Origin of the sequence: Gleimia sp. 6138-11-ORH1 (genome assembly GCF_024814355.1) — a bacterium.
Lineage (GTDB): Bacteria > Actinomycetota > Actinomycetes > Actinomycetales > Actinomycetaceae > Gleimia.
Genome location: NZ_JANUXV010000003.1, coordinates 1 through 15,748 on the forward strand (window position 1 = coordinate 1; position 15,748 = coordinate 15,748).

12 protein-coding genes, 1 rRNA gene and 1 pseudogene are annotated in these 15,748 nt (G+C 48.8%); 12 read left to right on the forward strand and 2 right to left on the reverse strand.

Annotated elements, in window-relative coordinates; translation table 11 throughout:
- The 11 genes and pseudogenes from rrf (at position 1) to NXS08_RS05105 (ending at position 12,413) form a co-directional block, all read left to right on the forward strand.
- Positions 1–117: ribosomal RNA gene (rrf, locus tag NXS08_RS05065) — 5S ribosomal RNA — on the forward strand.
- Between the two features lie 624 nt (positions 118–741).
- Positions 742–2,712, forward strand: a complete 1,971-nt coding sequence (locus NXS08_RS05070) for an ABC transporter ATP-binding protein (RefSeq protein ID WP_259138060.1) — start codon at positions 742–744, stop codon at positions 2,710–2,712.
- Positions 2,713–2,739: 27 nt separating this feature from the next.
- Positions 2,740–4,515, forward strand: coding sequence for an ABC transporter ATP-binding protein (locus NXS08_RS05075; RefSeq protein WP_259138062.1), 1,776 nt, complete (start codon positions 2,740–2,742; stop codon positions 4,513–4,515).
- Positions 4,516–4,651: 136 nt separating this feature from the next.
- The gene (locus NXS08_RS05080) at positions 4,652–6,247 is read left to right on the forward strand and encodes an aspartate:alanine exchanger family transporter (RefSeq protein ID WP_259138064.1); all 1,596 of its coding nucleotides are present in this window, start codon (positions 4,652–4,654) and stop codon (positions 6,245–6,247) included.
- A 610-nt stretch (positions 6,248–6,857) separates the two neighbouring features.
- Complete coding sequence (locus tag NXS08_RS05085) at positions 6,858–8,597, forward strand: acetolactate synthase large subunit (protein ID WP_259138305.1); 1,740 nt, start codon at positions 6,858–6,860, stop codon at positions 8,595–8,597.
- 1 nt (position 8,598) lies between these two features.
- On the forward strand, positions 8,599–9,102 hold the full coding sequence (gene ilvN, locus NXS08_RS05090) for an acetolactate synthase small subunit (RefSeq protein WP_259138066.1): 504 nt from the start codon (positions 8,599–8,601) through the stop codon (positions 9,100–9,102).
- A 10-nt stretch (positions 9,103–9,112) separates the two neighbouring features.
- A complete protein-coding gene (gene ilvC / locus NXS08_RS05095; protein ID WP_259138069.1) occupies positions 9,113–10,138 on the forward strand; it encodes a ketol-acid reductoisomerase in 1,026 nt (341 codons plus the stop codon).
- A gap of 117 nt (positions 10,139–10,255) precedes the next feature.
- Complete coding sequence (locus tag NXS08_RS05100) at positions 10,256–11,344, forward strand: branched-chain amino acid aminotransferase (RefSeq protein WP_259138071.1); 1,089 nt, start codon at positions 10,256–10,258, stop codon at positions 11,342–11,344.
- A 63-nt stretch (positions 11,345–11,407) separates the two neighbouring features.
- Positions 11,408–11,887: an ATP-binding cassette domain-containing protein gene (locus NXS08_RS07420; protein ID WP_396232254.1), complete on the forward strand. Its 480-nt coding sequence runs from the start codon at positions 11,408–11,410 to the stop codon at positions 11,885–11,887.
- A pseudogene (gene rsgA, locus NXS08_RS07425) lies at positions 11,874–11,990 on the forward strand (GTPase RsgA); the annotation flags it as partial. The gene NXS08_RS07420 and the pseudogene rsgA, both read left to right, overlap by 14 nt.
- Before the next feature lie 21 nt (positions 11,991–12,011).
- Entirely contained in the window at positions 12,012–12,413 is a 402-nt protein-coding gene (locus tag NXS08_RS05105; RefSeq protein ID WP_259138073.1) for a hypothetical protein, read from the forward strand.
- A gap of 65 nt (positions 12,414–12,478) precedes the next feature.
- On the opposite strand, the gene ilvD is transcribed toward NXS08_RS05105, so the two are convergent.
- Positions 12,479–14,359 (reverse strand): dihydroxy-acid dehydratase, encoded by a 1,881-nt coding sequence (gene ilvD / locus NXS08_RS05110; RefSeq protein WP_259138075.1) that lies wholly within the window; start codon positions 14,357–14,359, stop codon positions 12,479–12,481.
- Between the two features lie 263 nt (positions 14,360–14,622).
- Between ilvD and NXS08_RS05115 the strand changes: the two genes are divergently transcribed.
- Positions 14,623–14,841 carry a hypothetical protein gene (locus NXS08_RS05115; RefSeq protein WP_259138077.1) on the forward strand — a complete coding sequence of 73 codons (219 nt, stop codon included), beginning with the start codon at positions 14,623–14,625 and terminating at the stop codon, positions 14,839–14,841.
- Between the two features lie 182 nt (positions 14,842–15,023).
- On the opposite strand, the gene NXS08_RS05120 is transcribed toward NXS08_RS05115, so the two are convergent.
- Entirely contained in the window at positions 15,024–15,746 is a 723-nt protein-coding gene (locus NXS08_RS05120; protein WP_259138079.1) for a YggS family pyridoxal phosphate-dependent enzyme, read from the reverse strand.
- Positions 15,747–15,748 lie beyond the last annotated feature (2 nt).

The following is a 15,748-nucleotide window of genomic DNA, read 5'->3' on the forward strand; positions in this document are numbered from 1 at the left end:
TGCGGTGGTCATAGCCTAAGGGAAACGCCCAGCCCCATCCCGAACCTGGAAGCTAAGCCTTAGCACGCTGATGGTACTGCACCCGCCAGGGTGTGGGAGAGTAAGACACCGCCGCAAACCAAACACACATAACTGGAGCACAAACACCAAAACCCCCAAAACGGGCGTGGTGTTTGTGCTCCAAAACAATACCCCCCAAAAACACAACACGAGGGCGTATGGGGGCACACAATCAGGGTGGAACACGCGCAAACGCGCAGAAGGGGCGCGCACACGCGGGATAACACACCCACAGCCACGCGAGGGCGCGCACACGCGGGATAACACGCCAACAGGCAGGGCGTAGAACACGAATAACATACGCATAATGACGTGCGTAGGATCAGTATGTGAGCAATGCCTGCCTAAAAGAAACTCCCATAAACCCAACTAGCACAGTTGAGTACCACAAACAGTACACGTTTACATCCACTCCCGGTTATAGGGGTGAAATAGATGCGCATGATGACGCGTCTATTGTAGTGCACACCTAGAGTACCGGTCGGATAGAGTAGCATTCAGTACCCAAGAAATCCAAAAACTTCCCGTGCAATCGTGCCTGTCCTCATAAGTTATTCTGCTGACCTCGCACGGCAGTCATACTTGCTTTTAGACTTGCAATTGTGCAGTTGTTTCTTTTGATTTTTGCTGTTTTAATTACATATGCTCTTTGTTTAGCTCATTCTACGTTTAAGGATCTTTATGCGTCATCTCCTGTTGAGACTTAACTTGATACAACGGCTCAGCCTGATAGGTGTCGCATTACTGATTGGCGCACAAGTCTGGTTCGACCTGTTAATTCCTGACTATATGGCCAATATTGTGCTTTTAACGCAAAGATCTGGTGTACAGCTTAGCCAACTTTGGTATATCGGGTTTTTGATGTTGCTGGCTGCCCTAGGGAGTGTTTCTGCCTCTGTCCTCTCTGCCTTGTTGGTAGAGCGGATCGCCGCTGGTTTCTCCCGCCAGCTACGTGCAGATTTATTTCACAAAGTTGGGTCTTTTTCTGCCGCTGAAATCAATAAGTTCTCTACCGCTAGTCTAATCACGAGGGCGACAAATGACGTTTCTCAAGTACAAAGGCTCATCTCGGTTTCGGTATGGTCTTTGGTACGTGGTCCCTTTATGATTGTTTTGGCTCTTTCCAAAATCTCTGGAAAGGGAAATGAGTGGCTTACCTTAACTTATATAGCAGTGTTCTTAATGGCCGCTGTTTTTGGTGTGATGCTCCGCCTGGTGATTCCTAAGTTTAAGCAGATGCAGGAACTAACCGATGAAGTTTCCCGCCTTACTCGTGAACATCTGCAGGGATTAGCTGTTGTGCACGCTACCAACTCTCAACGGCGGATCGAAGGTAAGTTTGCCGATGCAAATTTAGATCTCTTCAAAACGACAAGGTTCACCGGTCTTACATTTTCCCTTATGTTCCCGCTCATTATAGGGATTCTTAACCTTTTTTCCGTGGCTATTTTTTGGTTGGGTGCGCAACTCATTGAAGGAGCAGAAACGGATGCGAAACTAAGGTATTTCGCAGATATGGTGGTTTTTTCTAACTACGCAATTCAGATATTCATGTCTTTCTTTGTGATGTCTGTAGTTCTTTTTGTTTATCCTCGGGCGTCGGTGGCCGCGAAGCGTATAAATGAGGTCTTAAATACCTCTGCTTCGATTAGAGATCCACAAACGAATAACTCAACTGGTTTAGCTGAATCCTCTAAATCCTTAAAACCTAAATCTTTAACTCAAGCTGAAACAATTATGTTTTCGGAAGTGGACTTACCGGCTGATCAACAAGCAAATCAAACCGCCCTCGGGAAAATTGAATTTCGGAACGTTTCTTTCAGATTCCCAGATGCAGCTGACGATACACTCACAGGGATCAATCTGACGATTGAGCCAGGGCAAACCGTGGGCATTATTGGAGCTACCGGAAGCGGTAAAACTAGTTTTATTAACCTTATTGCTCGGTTTTATGATGTTTCTGCCGGACAAGTTTTAGTCGATGGGAAAGATGTCCGTGACTACAAACTGACTGAGCTATATGAAAAACTCGGCTATGTAACGCAGCAATCAGTTCTCTTTAAAGGCACGGTGGCTTCAAATGTAGCTTATGGGCTGCGGGAGCAGGGAATTCCCGTTGAGAAAGCACCGGTATCGGAGCAGGAAATTCCCGTTGAAAAAGCACCGGCTCTAAACTCTCCAGCAGATAATACTGTAGAAAAACCAGTTCAAAAGGTAGAAGCCTCTCTTAACTTACAAAAGGCTTTAGAGATTGCGCAGGTAGCTGATTTCGTGGCAAGTCAGGAAGCTGGTTTAGATATGGAGATTGCTCAGGCAGGTAAGAATGTTTCAGGTGGGCAAAAACAGCGTTTGGCGATTGCTCGAGCAATCGCTCGTGATCCTGAGATTTTAATATTTGATGACTCTTTTTCTGCGTTAGATTATCGGACTGACCGGTTATTGCGTGAGGGGCTAAAAGAGCATACTGCCGGAGCAACAACTTTGATTGTGGCACAAAGAATCGGGAGTATTCGCGAAGCAGACCAGATTATTGTGCTAGATGCGGGCGAGATAGTGGGAATGGGAACGCATAGCGAGTTGTTACAAACTTGTCCCATTTATCAAGAGATCGCTCACTCTCAGCTTAGCGAAGCAGAAATCAAAGGGGAGTGAGAGAGTATGGTAGGTAGAAGACAACAAATGCCTGAGAAAGCAAAGAATCTGCGGGCAGCGCTTGGAAAACTGGCTCGAGATTCACGGCGTTATACTTTAGCTTTGACATTAGCTTTGATCGGAACTTCAATTGCGACCCTTTTAACTGCGTTAGCTCCGGGATATTTTCAGCAGCTAACTGATTTGCTCTTAGCAGGTTTGAAAGCGGATTTAGATTGGGCACAGATTAATCGAGTTTTCTTTATTTTAGTGTTAATCTATGTGACTTCATTGATTTTTGATCAGATTGAAGGGTACGTTGTTACAGAAATTTCCCAGCGGATTGGGCGGAATCTGCGACAGCGGATTTCTGGGAAGATTAATCGTTTACCTTTTAAATATTTCAATCAGACTACTACCGGCGATATTATCAGCCGTGTAGCTAATGATGTGGACACTATTTCGTCTACTTTAGCTGAGAGTTTGGGGAGCCTGTTTTACTCAATCGTAATGTTCACCGCAGTATTGTTTTTGATGTTTTACACTTCTTGGCTGTTGGCTTTAGTGGCATTAAGTTCAGTTTTAGTGGGGATGTTTTTGACCGCGTTGATTATGAATAAGTCTCGTCGTTATTTTGTGGCGCAGCAAAAATTGTTGGGCGACTTGAACGGGCATATTGAAGAGGTTTTCACTAATCATCAGGTGGTGAAGGTTTATAACGGTTTCCCAAAGGCTACAGAGACTTTCGAGAATCTGAATGGCCAGTTATTCCAGGCAGCTTGGCGAGCTGGATGGATTTCTTCACTGATGCAGCCGATGATGCGTTTTATGGGAAACTTAGGTTATCTGACGGTGGCAGTTACCGGTGGCATTTTGGTTTACGAGCAGCAGATCACTTTTGGGGTGGTGGTTGCGTTTACTCTGTATTTACGGCAGTTGAGCCTGGCTCTGCAAGAGTTTGCGCAGCCGGCGGCTTCTTTGCAGCGCACAGGGGCGGCGACAGAGAGAATTTTTGAGTTCCTTGAAGCTGATGAGATCCTTCCCGATGGAGTTCTTCCCGAGGGCGGTAAAACGGAACTGCAAGTTTTGTCTCAGGTGCGCGGAGCGGTAGAGTTTCGGAATGTCCAGTTCGGATATGAACCTGATAAGCCGGTTATCCGTGATTTTAGTGCTTACGCGCACGTGGGTCAGAAAGTGGCTATTGTTGGGCCAACGGGGGCGGGTAAAACTACACTTGTTAATTTGCTGATGCGTTTTTATGAACTTGATGGCGGTCAGATTTTAATTGATGGCGTGGATATTACGCGTGTGAGCCGTGAGAATCTGCATCAGCAGTTTTGTATGGTTTTACAGGACACGTGGTTGTTCACGGGGAGCGTTTATGAGAATGTGGCTTATGCGCGTCCAGAGGCAACTATTGAAGAAGTGATTGCTGCTTGTAAGGCGGTGGGTATTCACAAGTTCGTGAAAGCACTTCCGAATCGTTATGACACGGTTTTGGATGAGAACACGCAGCTTTCTGTGGGGCAACGTCAGTTATTGACGATTGCGCGCGCTATGGTGCAGGATGCGCCCATTCTTATTTTGGATGAGGCAACCAGTTCGGTGGATACTCGCACTGAGCTAATTGTCCAAAAGGCGATGGATAGGTTAATGGAGGGGCGCACTTCTTTTGTGATTGCTCACCGTCTTTCAACGATTCGGAATGCTGATTTAATTTTGGTTATGAAAGATGGCGATATTTTAGAAAGCGGCAACCATTCGATGCTTTTAGAGAAAAACGGATTCTATGCGGATTTGTATAATTCTCAGTTTGCTTCGTAACCGCTATGATGGCTTAGGACAATTTTAGTTTCCAAATATTGAACGGACATTTGCGTCTAGGAATTTCTACTCAGGTTTTACCTGAAAGTTGGTGAGATACTTAGAGAGCTTTGTCCATCATCAGGAGAGATCTACTGTGACATCTGTTTTTGAATTTCTGGCTGCCCAGCCTATTTTGACACTATTCCTTGTACTTGGTGTGGGAATGGCTTTTGGGCATATTAAGATTAAGGGCGTCAGCTTAGGAGCTGCCGCGGTTCTTTTCTTTGCAATCGGTTTGTCTGCTTGGGCGCAGTCTTACGAAATTGCGGTACGTATTCCCCATGAGATGGGTATTCTTGGGCTGGCAATTTTTGCTTTCGCGATTGGGGTTACTTCCGGTCCAAGTTTCTTCCACAATTTGAAGACAGCTTTAGGGCCGATCGCAGCTATGCTAGCCCTCTATGTTGTAGCTGCGGGTGCCGCCTACGGGGTAGGTAAGTATGTTTTCCAAATGCCGATTTCATTAATTGCCGGCACATTTGCTGGGGCAACTACTAACACCCCAGCTTTGCACGCAGCACAACACGCTTCCGGTGACCCAGGGACAGCTACAATCGGCTACGCAGTAGCTTACCTATTCGGGGTTATCGGCATGCTAATTGCTGCATTAGCGGCGCTTGCTTACGGTAAAAGTGACACTGATAAGCCTTCCCCAATTTCTAACCGCACTATCCGCGTGGAACGCACCGATCATCCGGTGATTGGGGATCTCTACCAGAAATTTGATCGTAAAGTAACTTTCTCTCGCTTGCGTCGTGGTGAAACTGGCCCGATTTTTGCGCCTGCTTTGGAAGATACTTTAGATAAAGACGATTTGATTACTATCGTTGGCCCACATGAGTTAATTCAGAGTTTGGCAAACGAATTGGGTCACCCTTCAACTCACTCTTTGATCGCAGACCGTCGTTTCTTAGACTTCCGCCGGATCACCGTTTCTGACCCTAAGGTGGCGGGACGGACTATCGAATCTTTAGATTTGGATCTTAAGTTTAATGCGACTATTTCCCGTGTCCGTCGCGGCGACATTGACATGGTGGGTGAACCGAATTTGGTGCTCCAACTTGGTGACCGTGTTCGCGTGGTAGCTCCCACTCACAGCATGAAAGATGTAACCAAGTTCTTTGGAGATTCTTCGCGCGGGCTTTCCGATATTAACCCGATTGCTATGGGTGTGGGGATGACCTTAGGTATTCTCTTGGGTGAGCTTCCTATTTTGACTCCTACCGGCGAATACTTCTCAATTGGTGCGGCTGCAGGTACTTTAATCGTTGGTTTAATCTTCGGTAAGATCGGCCGTGTCGGTAAGGTAATTACTACTTTGCCTAACTCGGCAGCTGCAGTTCTTTCTGAGTTCGGCCTGTTGGTCTTTTTGGCTATGGCAGGTACTGTTGCAGGTGGACAGGTGGCTGAAGCCTTCGTGGGTGGCCAGTGGTGGAAGATCCTGGTGTTAGGTATGTTAATTACCTGCATTATGGCAGTTGGTATCTACGCTACTATGCGTTGGGTATTTAAGATTGGCGGAACTAAAACTGCAGGTATCCTTGGGGGTGCCCAAACTCAGCCAGCAGTATTGGCATTTGCAAATGGTCGTACCAACTTAGATCCACGTGTCGCCCTCGGATACGCGTTAGTTTACCCAGCGGCGATGATCGGGAAGATTTTGGTAGCGCAAATCCTGGGCGGACTGTAACCGGTGATTTGTTGGCAAACGCTAAGTTAATACGCTGAACTTAAGCTATTTGCACCTTTTTGTTGGGGCGGGAACTTTAGTTCCCGCCCCAATACCTTTACTTAAAATACGCGTATCCTCTGCTGGGCAGCTCAATCAAGAAACAAACAAACCAAAAGGTTAGCTCTAGTAAACCAAGAGATTCATGCCAGAAAATCAAGAGGTTGGAGTTAGTAAACCAAAAGGTTAGCGCAAAATAAACAAAAAGGTCTTTTCCAAACAACAGATAAACCCTTAGAGAAAAAGGCTAGTTTTCACCGGTTTTACGCGAACGTATGATGACCTATCCAAAATAAGAGACGGATAAGAGAAGCAAAACAATCATCCGTATAATAAAGCATTATGAGAAACAGCAGCATTGTGATTATTGATGCCGTGGTCATTGTGCCAGGGCGTGTGCTTTCTGCTGTTTAATAATAGGTGAAACACACGCCAGGCCCTTCGCAAGCAAAGCTTTAGCTGAAGGGATTTTTTTATACCCACTGAATCGGATAACAAAAACTAACTACAGAAAACCTGGCAGAACGGACAAAAAGTGACTAACTCAGAACAATCCGCCCCCACCCAAACAATGCGACTAACCGGCGCAGAAGCTATTGTGAAAACCCTGGAAAACCTAGGTGTAACCCACACATTCGGGATGCCAGGCGGAGCGATCCTCCCCACCTTCGATCCACTTATGGACTCAAAAATCCGGCATATTTTAATCCGCCATGAACAAGGCGCCGGACACGCAGCTGAAGGATACGCTATTTCCACGGGGGAAACCGGTTGCGCGATAGTCACCTCTGGTCCAGGCGCCACAAACACGCTCACCGCTTTGGCAGACGCCCACCTAGACTCAGTTCCCATCGTAATTATCTCTGGACAAGTAGGCACTAACTTCATCGGTACCGACGCTTTCCAAGAAGCAGACATAATCGGCGCTTCCATGCCAATCAGCAAACACGGTTTCATTGTCCGCGACGCAAAAGACATTCCCGCGCGGATCGTAGAAGCATTCCACCTGGCCAGAAGCGGACGACCCGGGCCAGTCCTGGTAGACATCACTAAGAGCGCCCAAAACGAAGAATTCGATTTCAGTTGGCCACCCCAACTAGACCTACCGGGCTACACCCCTGTGTACGCTCCCAAAGAAGAAGAAATCGAAGCCGCAGTAGAACTCATCGTAAATGCTAAGAAACCAGTACTCTACGTGGGCGGCGGTTTAATCCGCGCCAAAGCAAGCGAAGAACTAAAAGAACTGGTAGCCCTGACTGACTTTCCCGTAGTCACTACCTTACCGGCCCGCGGAGCATTCCCAGATACAGATCCACACCACTTGGGAATGCCCGGCATGCACGGCACTGTCCCTGCAGTGGGCGCACTGCAAAAAGCAGATTTGCTAATCAGCTTAGGGGCCCGTTTTGATGACCGCGTAACCGGTGACTTAGGTTCCTTCGCTCCTGAAGCGAAAGTCGTTCACATTGACATTGACGCTGCAGAACTATCGAAACTCCGCTTCGCAGATGTGCCAGTACACGCTGACTTAAAACCAGCTTTACAAGCAATCTGTAAAGCTCTGCCCACCGCCCTCGAGAAGAACCAAAAACGCGATCTGGCACCTTGGTGGAACGTACTTAACCGACTGAAAGAAGCCTACCCAGCAGGCTGGGAAGAACCCAGCGACGGGATGCTCGCCCCCCAGCATGTAATCCGCAGAATCTCAGACCTGACTGGGCCAAACGCGATTTACGTAACCGGCGTTGGACAACACCAAATGTGGGCTGCGCAGCATATTGACTTTGCTAACCCCGGCTCCTTCATCACCTCAGCCGGGCTGGGAACTATGGGATACTGTATTCCCGCAGCTATGGGGGCAAAACTTGGAAAGCCAGACACCCCCGTATGGGCCATTGATGGAGACGGCTCTTTCCAAATGACCAACCAGGAACTGGCCACCTGCGTAGTCAATAATATTCCCATCAAAATTGCGCTAATTAACAACTCAGTACTGGGCATGGTCCGCCAATGGCAAACCCTGTTCTACAACCAACGCTACTCAAATACGGTACTTGCCACCGAAGAGCAGGAAGTACCTAACTTCATTAAACTTGCCGAAGCCTACGGGATTGAAGGCCGACGCGTCTATACTGAAACTGAAGTGGAAGATGCAATCCAATGGGCACTAAGTGTAAATGACCGCCCCGTATTCATAGATTTCCGGGTTTCAAAAGACGCGCAGGTATGGCCGATGGTAGCTGCCGGAGTATCCAACGACGCAATTCAATACGCTCGCGGGATTGCCCCAGTTTGGGAAGAGGAGATTTAAGATGACGGAAAAACACGTTCTATCGATCCTGGTAGAAAATAAACCCGGAGTATTAACTCGCATTACCGCATTATTTGCGCGCCGTTCCTACAACATCGTTAGTTTAGCGGTGGGTGAAACTGAACAGCCTGAGACTTCCCGAGTTACTATCGCAATTGTCGGAGACGAAAACGAAATCGACCAGATAGTTAAGCAAACTAATAAACTAATTAACGTTCTGCATATTGAAGAACTTTCCAAAGTCCCCTCTGTACAACGGAGGCTAATGCTGATTAAAGTTAATGCAGACGAAAGTAGACGTACCGGAGTTTTACAGGTAGTGGAACTTTTCCGCGCCCACGTAGTCGATGTATCAGCAGAAAGCGTAGTTATCGAGTCAATCGGTAATGAAGAAAAACTAAATGCTCTGGTGGCAGCTTTAACGCCATACGGGGTGAAAGAAATTGTCCAATCTGGTTCAGTGGCAATCAGCCGTGGACCCAAAACCATTCGCAACGAAAAATAAGGAGAAATTCATGGCTGAAATGTTTTACGACGATGACGCAGACTTGGCGCTAATTCAAGGAAAGAAAGTTGCCATTATCGGATACGGTTCACAGGGGCACGCCCACGCACTTAACCTGCGTGACTCTGGAGTTGAAGTAGTAGTCGGTTTGCGCGAAGGCTCTGCATCTTGGGAAAAAGCAGCTGAACAGGGCTTAGAAGTAGCTCCCATCGCCAAAGCAGTAGCTGAAGCTGACGTGGTAATGATCCTCACTCCAGACCAGGTGCAGCGTCACGTTTACGCGGCAGAAATTGCGCCAAACCTAAAGGCAGACGCAGCACTCTTCTTTGCCCACGGTTTCAATATTCGCTTCGGATACATCACCCCTGATGCTTCACATGACATTTGCATGGTTGCGCCTAAGGGCCCCGGCCACACTGTCCGTCGCCAGTTCGAAGAAGGCCGTGGCGTGCCAGCTATTGTGGCAGTTGAAAACGATGCTTCCGGACAGGCTTGGGATTTGGCGCTTGCATACGCTAAGGCAGTGGGCGGAACCCGCGCTGGGGTAGTAAAGACCACTTTCAAAGAGGAAACTGAAACCGATCTTTTCGGTGAACAAGCGGTACTGTGTGGCGGGGTTTCCCAGCTGATTCAATACGGTTTCGAAACTTTAGTGGAAGCTGGTTACCAGCCTGAAATCGCCTACTTTGAAGTTTGCCATGAGCTTAAACTAATCGTTGATCTGATTAACGAGGGCGGTTTGGCTAAGCAACGTTGGTCCTGCTCTGACACTGCCGAATACGGTGACTACGTTTCTGGCCCCCGCGTAATCACTCCTGATGTGAAAGCTCACATGAAAGACGTGCTAACTGATATTCAGACAGGTGCGTTTGCTAAGCGTTTCATTGATGACCAGGACGCTGGGGCACCAGAGTTTTTGGCATTGCGCGCTAAGGGTGAATCCCACCCAATCGAAGCAACTGGACGTGGCCTGCGCCAAAGTTTCGGTTGGACTTCCCGTGACGAAGACTACACTGACGGCTCTGCAGCACGTTGAGTTAATTAAAGGGTTGGAGGGCGTAAGAAACGTTCTCCAACTCTTTAATTACGGCTAGCTAACTCCCTGTAACTATGGGAAGGTTAGCGAAGCAGAAAACTATTGAGGAACGGGGAAATGGAACAAAACACCGGCACACGCTTCACGCTTAAACCACACGCTACGCCCACAGACGCTGAGACTAAAGCGCAACTGTTGGCAGATCTTAAGTTCGGTAAGTATTTTACCGACTACATGGCTCATGCGCGGTGGACTGATGCAAATGGGTGGATTGAACAAGAAATCCGCCCCTACGGTCCGATTGAGCTTTCCCCCGCGGCCGCAGTATTGCACTATGGGCAGGAAGTTTTTGAGGGGTTAAAAGCGTACCGTCACCCAGATGGTTCAATTTGGAGTTTCCGCCCCGAATATAACGCGGCACGTTTTAATGCTTCTGCGCGGCGTCTGGCTATGCCAGAAATGCCAGTTGAAGATTTCCTAGCTTCCCTCACTGACCTGGTGGCAGCTGATCCCAGTTGGGTGCCCGACTCTGCAGGTTCTTCTCTCTATTTGCGTCCGTTCATGTTCGCTTCTGAACCTTTCTTAGGGGTACAACCAGCTGGCGAGTACACTTATTTGCTGATTGCTTCTCCAGTTGGCCCGTATTTTGCATCCGGGTTAAAACCAGTGAAAATTTGGATTACCACTGAATATCATCGGGCAGCTCCGGGGGGTACTGGGGCGGCGAAAACTTCCGGCAATTACGCGGCTTCACTTTTGCCACAGCAGTTGGCAGCGCAACGCGGTTACGATCAAGTATGTTACTTGGACGCGGTGCAGGGGCGTTTCCTTGAAGAGCTGGGTGGTATGAATGTTTTTGTAGTTTACGAGGACGGAAAAGTAGCCACTCCAGCTTTAACTGGAACTATTTTAGAAGGTGCCACCAGAGATTCTATTCTTACTCTCTTGCGCGATCATGAGATTGAAGTTGAAGAGACGAATATTGATTTTGAGCATTTAGTAGCGCAGATTAAGTTAGGTAAAGTAACGGAAATGTTCGCCTGCGGTACGGCGGCGGTAGTCACTCCGATCGGAGAGTTAGGTTCTGACGATTTCTCAGTGAAGTTACCTGGCGGTGATTTTACCCAGTGGGTTTATGATCGTCTCACTGGTATTCAAAACGGTACTGAACCTGATCCCCACGGGTGGATGTACAGGCTGTACTAGCACTCCAGACGAATCCTTAAAGCTGAGCATGTTGCAGAGCTTATTGCAGTCGACAACGTTTCTCTGGCAATCAATAAAGGTGAGAGTCATGCTTTGATTGGTCCAAATGGGGCTGGAAAGACAACGTTAGTTAAAATGGTCTCTACCATTTACATCCCTCTGCGGGGAGAATCGTCACTAATGGTTTCGACACCAAACGGCAGGTTTCGTGTGCTAGAAGAAATCTTGGCGTCGTCCTTGGTGGAGATCTTGGCTTTTACCCCAGGGCAACAGCGGAACAGAATTGGGAAATTGAAAGATATTATTAAACATTCTGGAGTGTCAGTTACGAGTACACTAATACTGCACGCACTATTCAAACAAAACGGCGTATCAGTCCCAATCGACTTGTTCTCTCACCCTGCAAGCTCTTGCGTTATACGCATGGGGAGGAGTTCCTTCTGGTGGGCACTAAGAGTGACTTGGTATCTGCAGATGAACTGGAGGAAATTAAAACACTGTTGCTTGCACAGCAGATCGCGTTTTCTTCACGTCAATCTATGAACCCGACAGTTTAGATGAGTTAAAACAGTGCTTAGAGGACACGGGAACAGCGGTAGTGTTCGGCAGATCTGGGGCGGGGAAGTCTTCCTTGATAAACCACTAACGCCGGGTTAGAAGCCAGGAGGTGCGTGACAAAGACGGTAAAGGACGGCACACCACTACTCGGCGTAGCCTGCACCAGCACGAGGGGATTATTCTGATAGATTCTTTTGGAGTGCGCGAGATTCCCGCGGTTGAAGATTTGGACAGTATCGACAGTGTCTTCTTGGATATTATCGAGGTCGCTCAAGAATGTTATTTCAGTGACTGCGCCCACGAACAGGAACCAGACTGCGCAGTTCAGGATGCTATTGAAGCTGGTGAACTTAGTGAGGATCGTCTTTTGCGCTATCGCAGAATGCAGTATGAAGCGTTACGAAACGATCCGGCACATAGGCGAGAGCAGCGCCGAAGTGAACGGCAATCTTCAAAAAACGCTACTCGTGGTAAACGCTTCGCAATGATGCAGAAGAATCGTCAAAACTAGCTCGGTTTTCTGTTCCCACTAATGCGGGAACGCAAACTCCCGCATTGGTAAAAGCGGGAAACAGGTTAGCGCCCGCGGCGCTGCAACTGGGAAATATCTCGTGCCGCCCCAGTAGAAGCCGAAGTCGCGGTCAGCGCATAAAGCTGCAAAGCCTGCGATACAGTGCGCTGGCGGCGTAAAGGCGTCCACGGATTTTCGCGTTCCAACTGCTTTTGACGGCGCTGCTCAAGTATCTCAGCCGGCACATCCAGATGCAAAAGACGTTCATTCACATCAATCACAATTCGATCTCCATCTTCGATTAAACCGATTAAACCGCCGGCAGCGGCCTCTGGAGAAATATGCCCCACGGAAATACCCGAAGTACCACCAGAAAAACGCCCATCGGTAATCAATGCCACTTCCTTACCCAAACCTCGCCCCTTAATGAAGGAAGTAGGGTAGAGCATTTCTTGCATGCCTGGACCACCGGCAGGACCCTCGTAGCGAATTACCACCACATGGCCTGCTTGGACCGTCTTATTAAGGATTTTCTCAATCGCTTCATCTTGGGATTCAAAGACTATGGCGGCGCCCTCGAAATGGAAAAGCGACGGGTCAATGCCAGCTGCTTTAATGATCGCGCCATCAGCAGCCAAGTTACCGTGTAAAACCGTTAAACCACCGTTTGCCGTGTAAGCATGTTGCACGTCGCGGATACACCCAGTAGCCGCGTCAGTATCTAACGAGGCCCAACGGTTTGCGGTAGAAAACGCTTCGGTAGTGCGCTTATTCCCCGGGGCAGCGTGGAATAAATCCAAAGCTTCGGTAGCTGGATTGGCGCTGCGAATATCCCACTTATTCAACCAAGATTGAAGATCTTTAGAATGAACTGAACGAACTGAGTGGCGTAAGAGACCACCTCGATTAAGCTCGCCTAGCAAGGCTGGTACGCCCCCGGCGCGGTGCACATCTTCCATGTGGTAGTCGTTGTGATTTGGAGCCACTTTCGATAGGCAAGGAACTGTATCCCCTAACCGGCCAATATCTTCCATAGTGAAATCCACGCCAGCTTCCACCGCCGCTGCCAAAAGGTGTAGCACCGTGTTAGAAGACCCGCCCATGGCCATATCCAAAGTCATCGCATTCTCAAACGCGTCTTTAGAAGCAATAGAACGCGGAAGCACGGAAGTGTCACCGTTGCCATAGTAGTCGCGGCATAGTTGCATAACCGTGCGCCCCGCTTCTTCAAATAAAGTCCGCCGCGCCGCGTGGGTGGCTAGGGTCGAGCCATTTCCGGGTAGGGAAAGCCCCAGCGCCTCAGTTAGGCAGTTCATTGAGTTAGCGGTGAACATGCCGGAACAAGCGCCACAGGTGGGGCAAGCGGCTTTTTCTAACGCCAAAATCTGCTCATCGGTTACGGAATCATCCGCGGTGGCGTTCATAACCGTCACCAAGTTGCCGCGCCCGTGTTCAGAAGGGCCCACAATCAGCTGCGGATCAATATTTTTACCCGCTTCCATCGGCCCGCCTGAGACGAAAACGGTAGGAATATTCAGCCGCAGCGCAGCTAGCAACATGCCGGGAGTGATCTTGTCACAGTTGGAAATGCACACCAGTGCGTCTGCGCAGTGGGCTTTCACCATGTATTCCACCGCGTCGGCAATAACTTCGCGGCTGGGGAGTGAATAGAGCATTCCCTCATGTCCCATGGCGATGCCGTCATCAACTGCGATGGTGTTGAATTCTTTGGAAACCCCTCCGTTTTCAGCGATTGACTCGGCTACGATTTTTCCCAGGTCGCGCAGGTGAACGTGTCCGGGAACAAACTGAGTAAATGAGTTGGCAATAGCGACAATAGGTTTCCCAAAATCGTCATCGCCCATTCCTGTAGCGCGCCACAGGGCACGTGCCCCGGCCATATTTCTTCCGCTGGTTGAGGTTGCGGACCGTAGGGGAATGCTCATTAATGCTCCTTGGAATTTTACAAATATGTTGTAATGGTAGCTGTTTTACTTTAGATTCCTCCAGAAATCCCAGGTTTTGGGGGTGAGATTTTAGAGACATTTGTGAGGGCGAGCAGGTTTCGCGGTGGCGGGTTGCTTTTCTTCCCGAGGGCGCTAGTGGAGCTGGCTTTTGCCGGTTTAGGCTTTGTGTGGATTTTTACTGGGATGCTTTAGGTGATCTAGCAAGGTGAGGGTAACGGATCTGGTAGTTGAAAGGAGCTAAGATGAAGCTTACAGTTTTCCAAGAAGAGCTTGATTGGACGTTTACTTGGCTGCTTGTTTGGATGTTTACTTGGCCGCTTGCTTGGCTTAAAGGGATGGGGCTTAATCTTGTTTTAGCCACCCTGTATCTGCTGATTTTTCCGTCAGAGAGTAATCCGAAGTACGACACGGGTTTGTATCTACTTCGCGACGTTCTTGATAGCGGATGTAACTACTACTAGTATTTTTGGTCCGGACTTGAAACCCACTTACGCGAACTTTGCGGCAGGGGAGTCTTTTACGCGGATTCTAGACCTGCAAACTTGGTGGTAGTGGCGTTGGGATTTTCCTGGGGCAACTGCCGGTGCAGTAGCAGCTTTTAAACTTAGGGGCTTGCAAAATTTGGAGAGACTAACTTGTCGTATTAGTCTCGCTTTCCAAAAATAGCTGTGCCCACGCGGATACGGGTGGCGCCCTCGGCAATAGCCAGTGGATAATCCCCACTCATCCCCATAGAAAGCTCCACCGCCTGCGATAGCTCCGGGAGCTTCACCGCTTCATCACGAATCCGCCGCAGATCCGCAAAAGACTTTGCAACCACACGCTGGTCACTTACAAAAGCGCCAATCGTCATAAACCCAATGACTTCTAAACCAGGAAGCTGCGCAATCTGCGCGGCGGCTTCCACGGCGCCCTCGGGAAGAAAACCCGACTTAGTATCCTCTCGCGACGTATTCACCTGCAGCATCACCTGCAACGGTTCGCCCGCTACCCGCTGCGAAACCGCGCGAGCCAACTCAAGCGAATCCAAAGTCTCAAACTGGTTGAAAACCCGCAGCGCATGGTTAATCTTATTCTTCTGCAACGGGCCAATTAGCACCGAAGAAAATGACGGAAGCTGCGCCGCACGTAAAAACGGGGTAGTCACCTGCGCTTCTTGCACCCGATTATGCGCCAAAAGCGCTGGGCGTCCACACGCTTCCAAAGCTTGCCCGGCCGCTAACGCCGCCTGCGCCGACTGGGTTTTAATCGCGATTTCCAAATCCACCGGCTGGGTACTTCCCACCTTAGCAATTTCCTTTTCGAGGGCGGTACACATTGCCTCTACGTTACGGTGAATGTAATCAAACTGCGGATCAAAAGTCATAG

Bases quoted from the DNA above. Each gene is read 5' to 3' on its own strand.
- ilvD (WP_259138075.1), bottom strand. From the start codon at position 14,359: ATGAGCATTCCCCTACGGTCCGCAACCTCAACCAGCGGAAGAAATATG.
- NXS08_RS05120 (WP_259138079.1), bottom strand. From the start codon at position 15,746: ATGACTTTTGATCCGCAGTTTGATTACATTCACCGTAACGTAGAGGCA.
- ilvN (WP_259138066.1), top strand. From the start codon at position 8,599: ATGACGGAAAAACACGTTCTATCGATCCTGGTAGAAAATAAACCCGGA.
- NXS08_RS05085 (WP_259138305.1), top strand. From the start codon at position 6,858: ATGCGACTAACCGGCGCAGAAGCTATTGTGAAAACCCTGGAAAACCTA.
- NXS08_RS05115 (WP_259138077.1), top strand. From the start codon at position 14,623: ATGAAGCTTACAGTTTTCCAAGAAGAGCTTGATTGGACGTTTACTTGG.
- NXS08_RS05070 (WP_259138060.1), top strand. From the start codon at position 742: ATGCGTCATCTCCTGTTGAGACTTAACTTGATACAACGGCTCAGCCTG.
- NXS08_RS05100 (WP_259138071.1), top strand. From the start codon at position 10,256: ATGGAACAAAACACCGGCACACGCTTCACGCTTAAACCACACGCTACG.
- NXS08_RS05075 (WP_259138062.1), top strand. From the start codon at position 2,740: ATGCCTGAGAAAGCAAAGAATCTGCGGGCAGCGCTTGGAAAACTGGCT.
- ilvC (WP_259138069.1), top strand. From the start codon at position 9,113: ATGGCTGAAATGTTTTACGACGATGACGCAGACTTGGCGCTAATTCAA.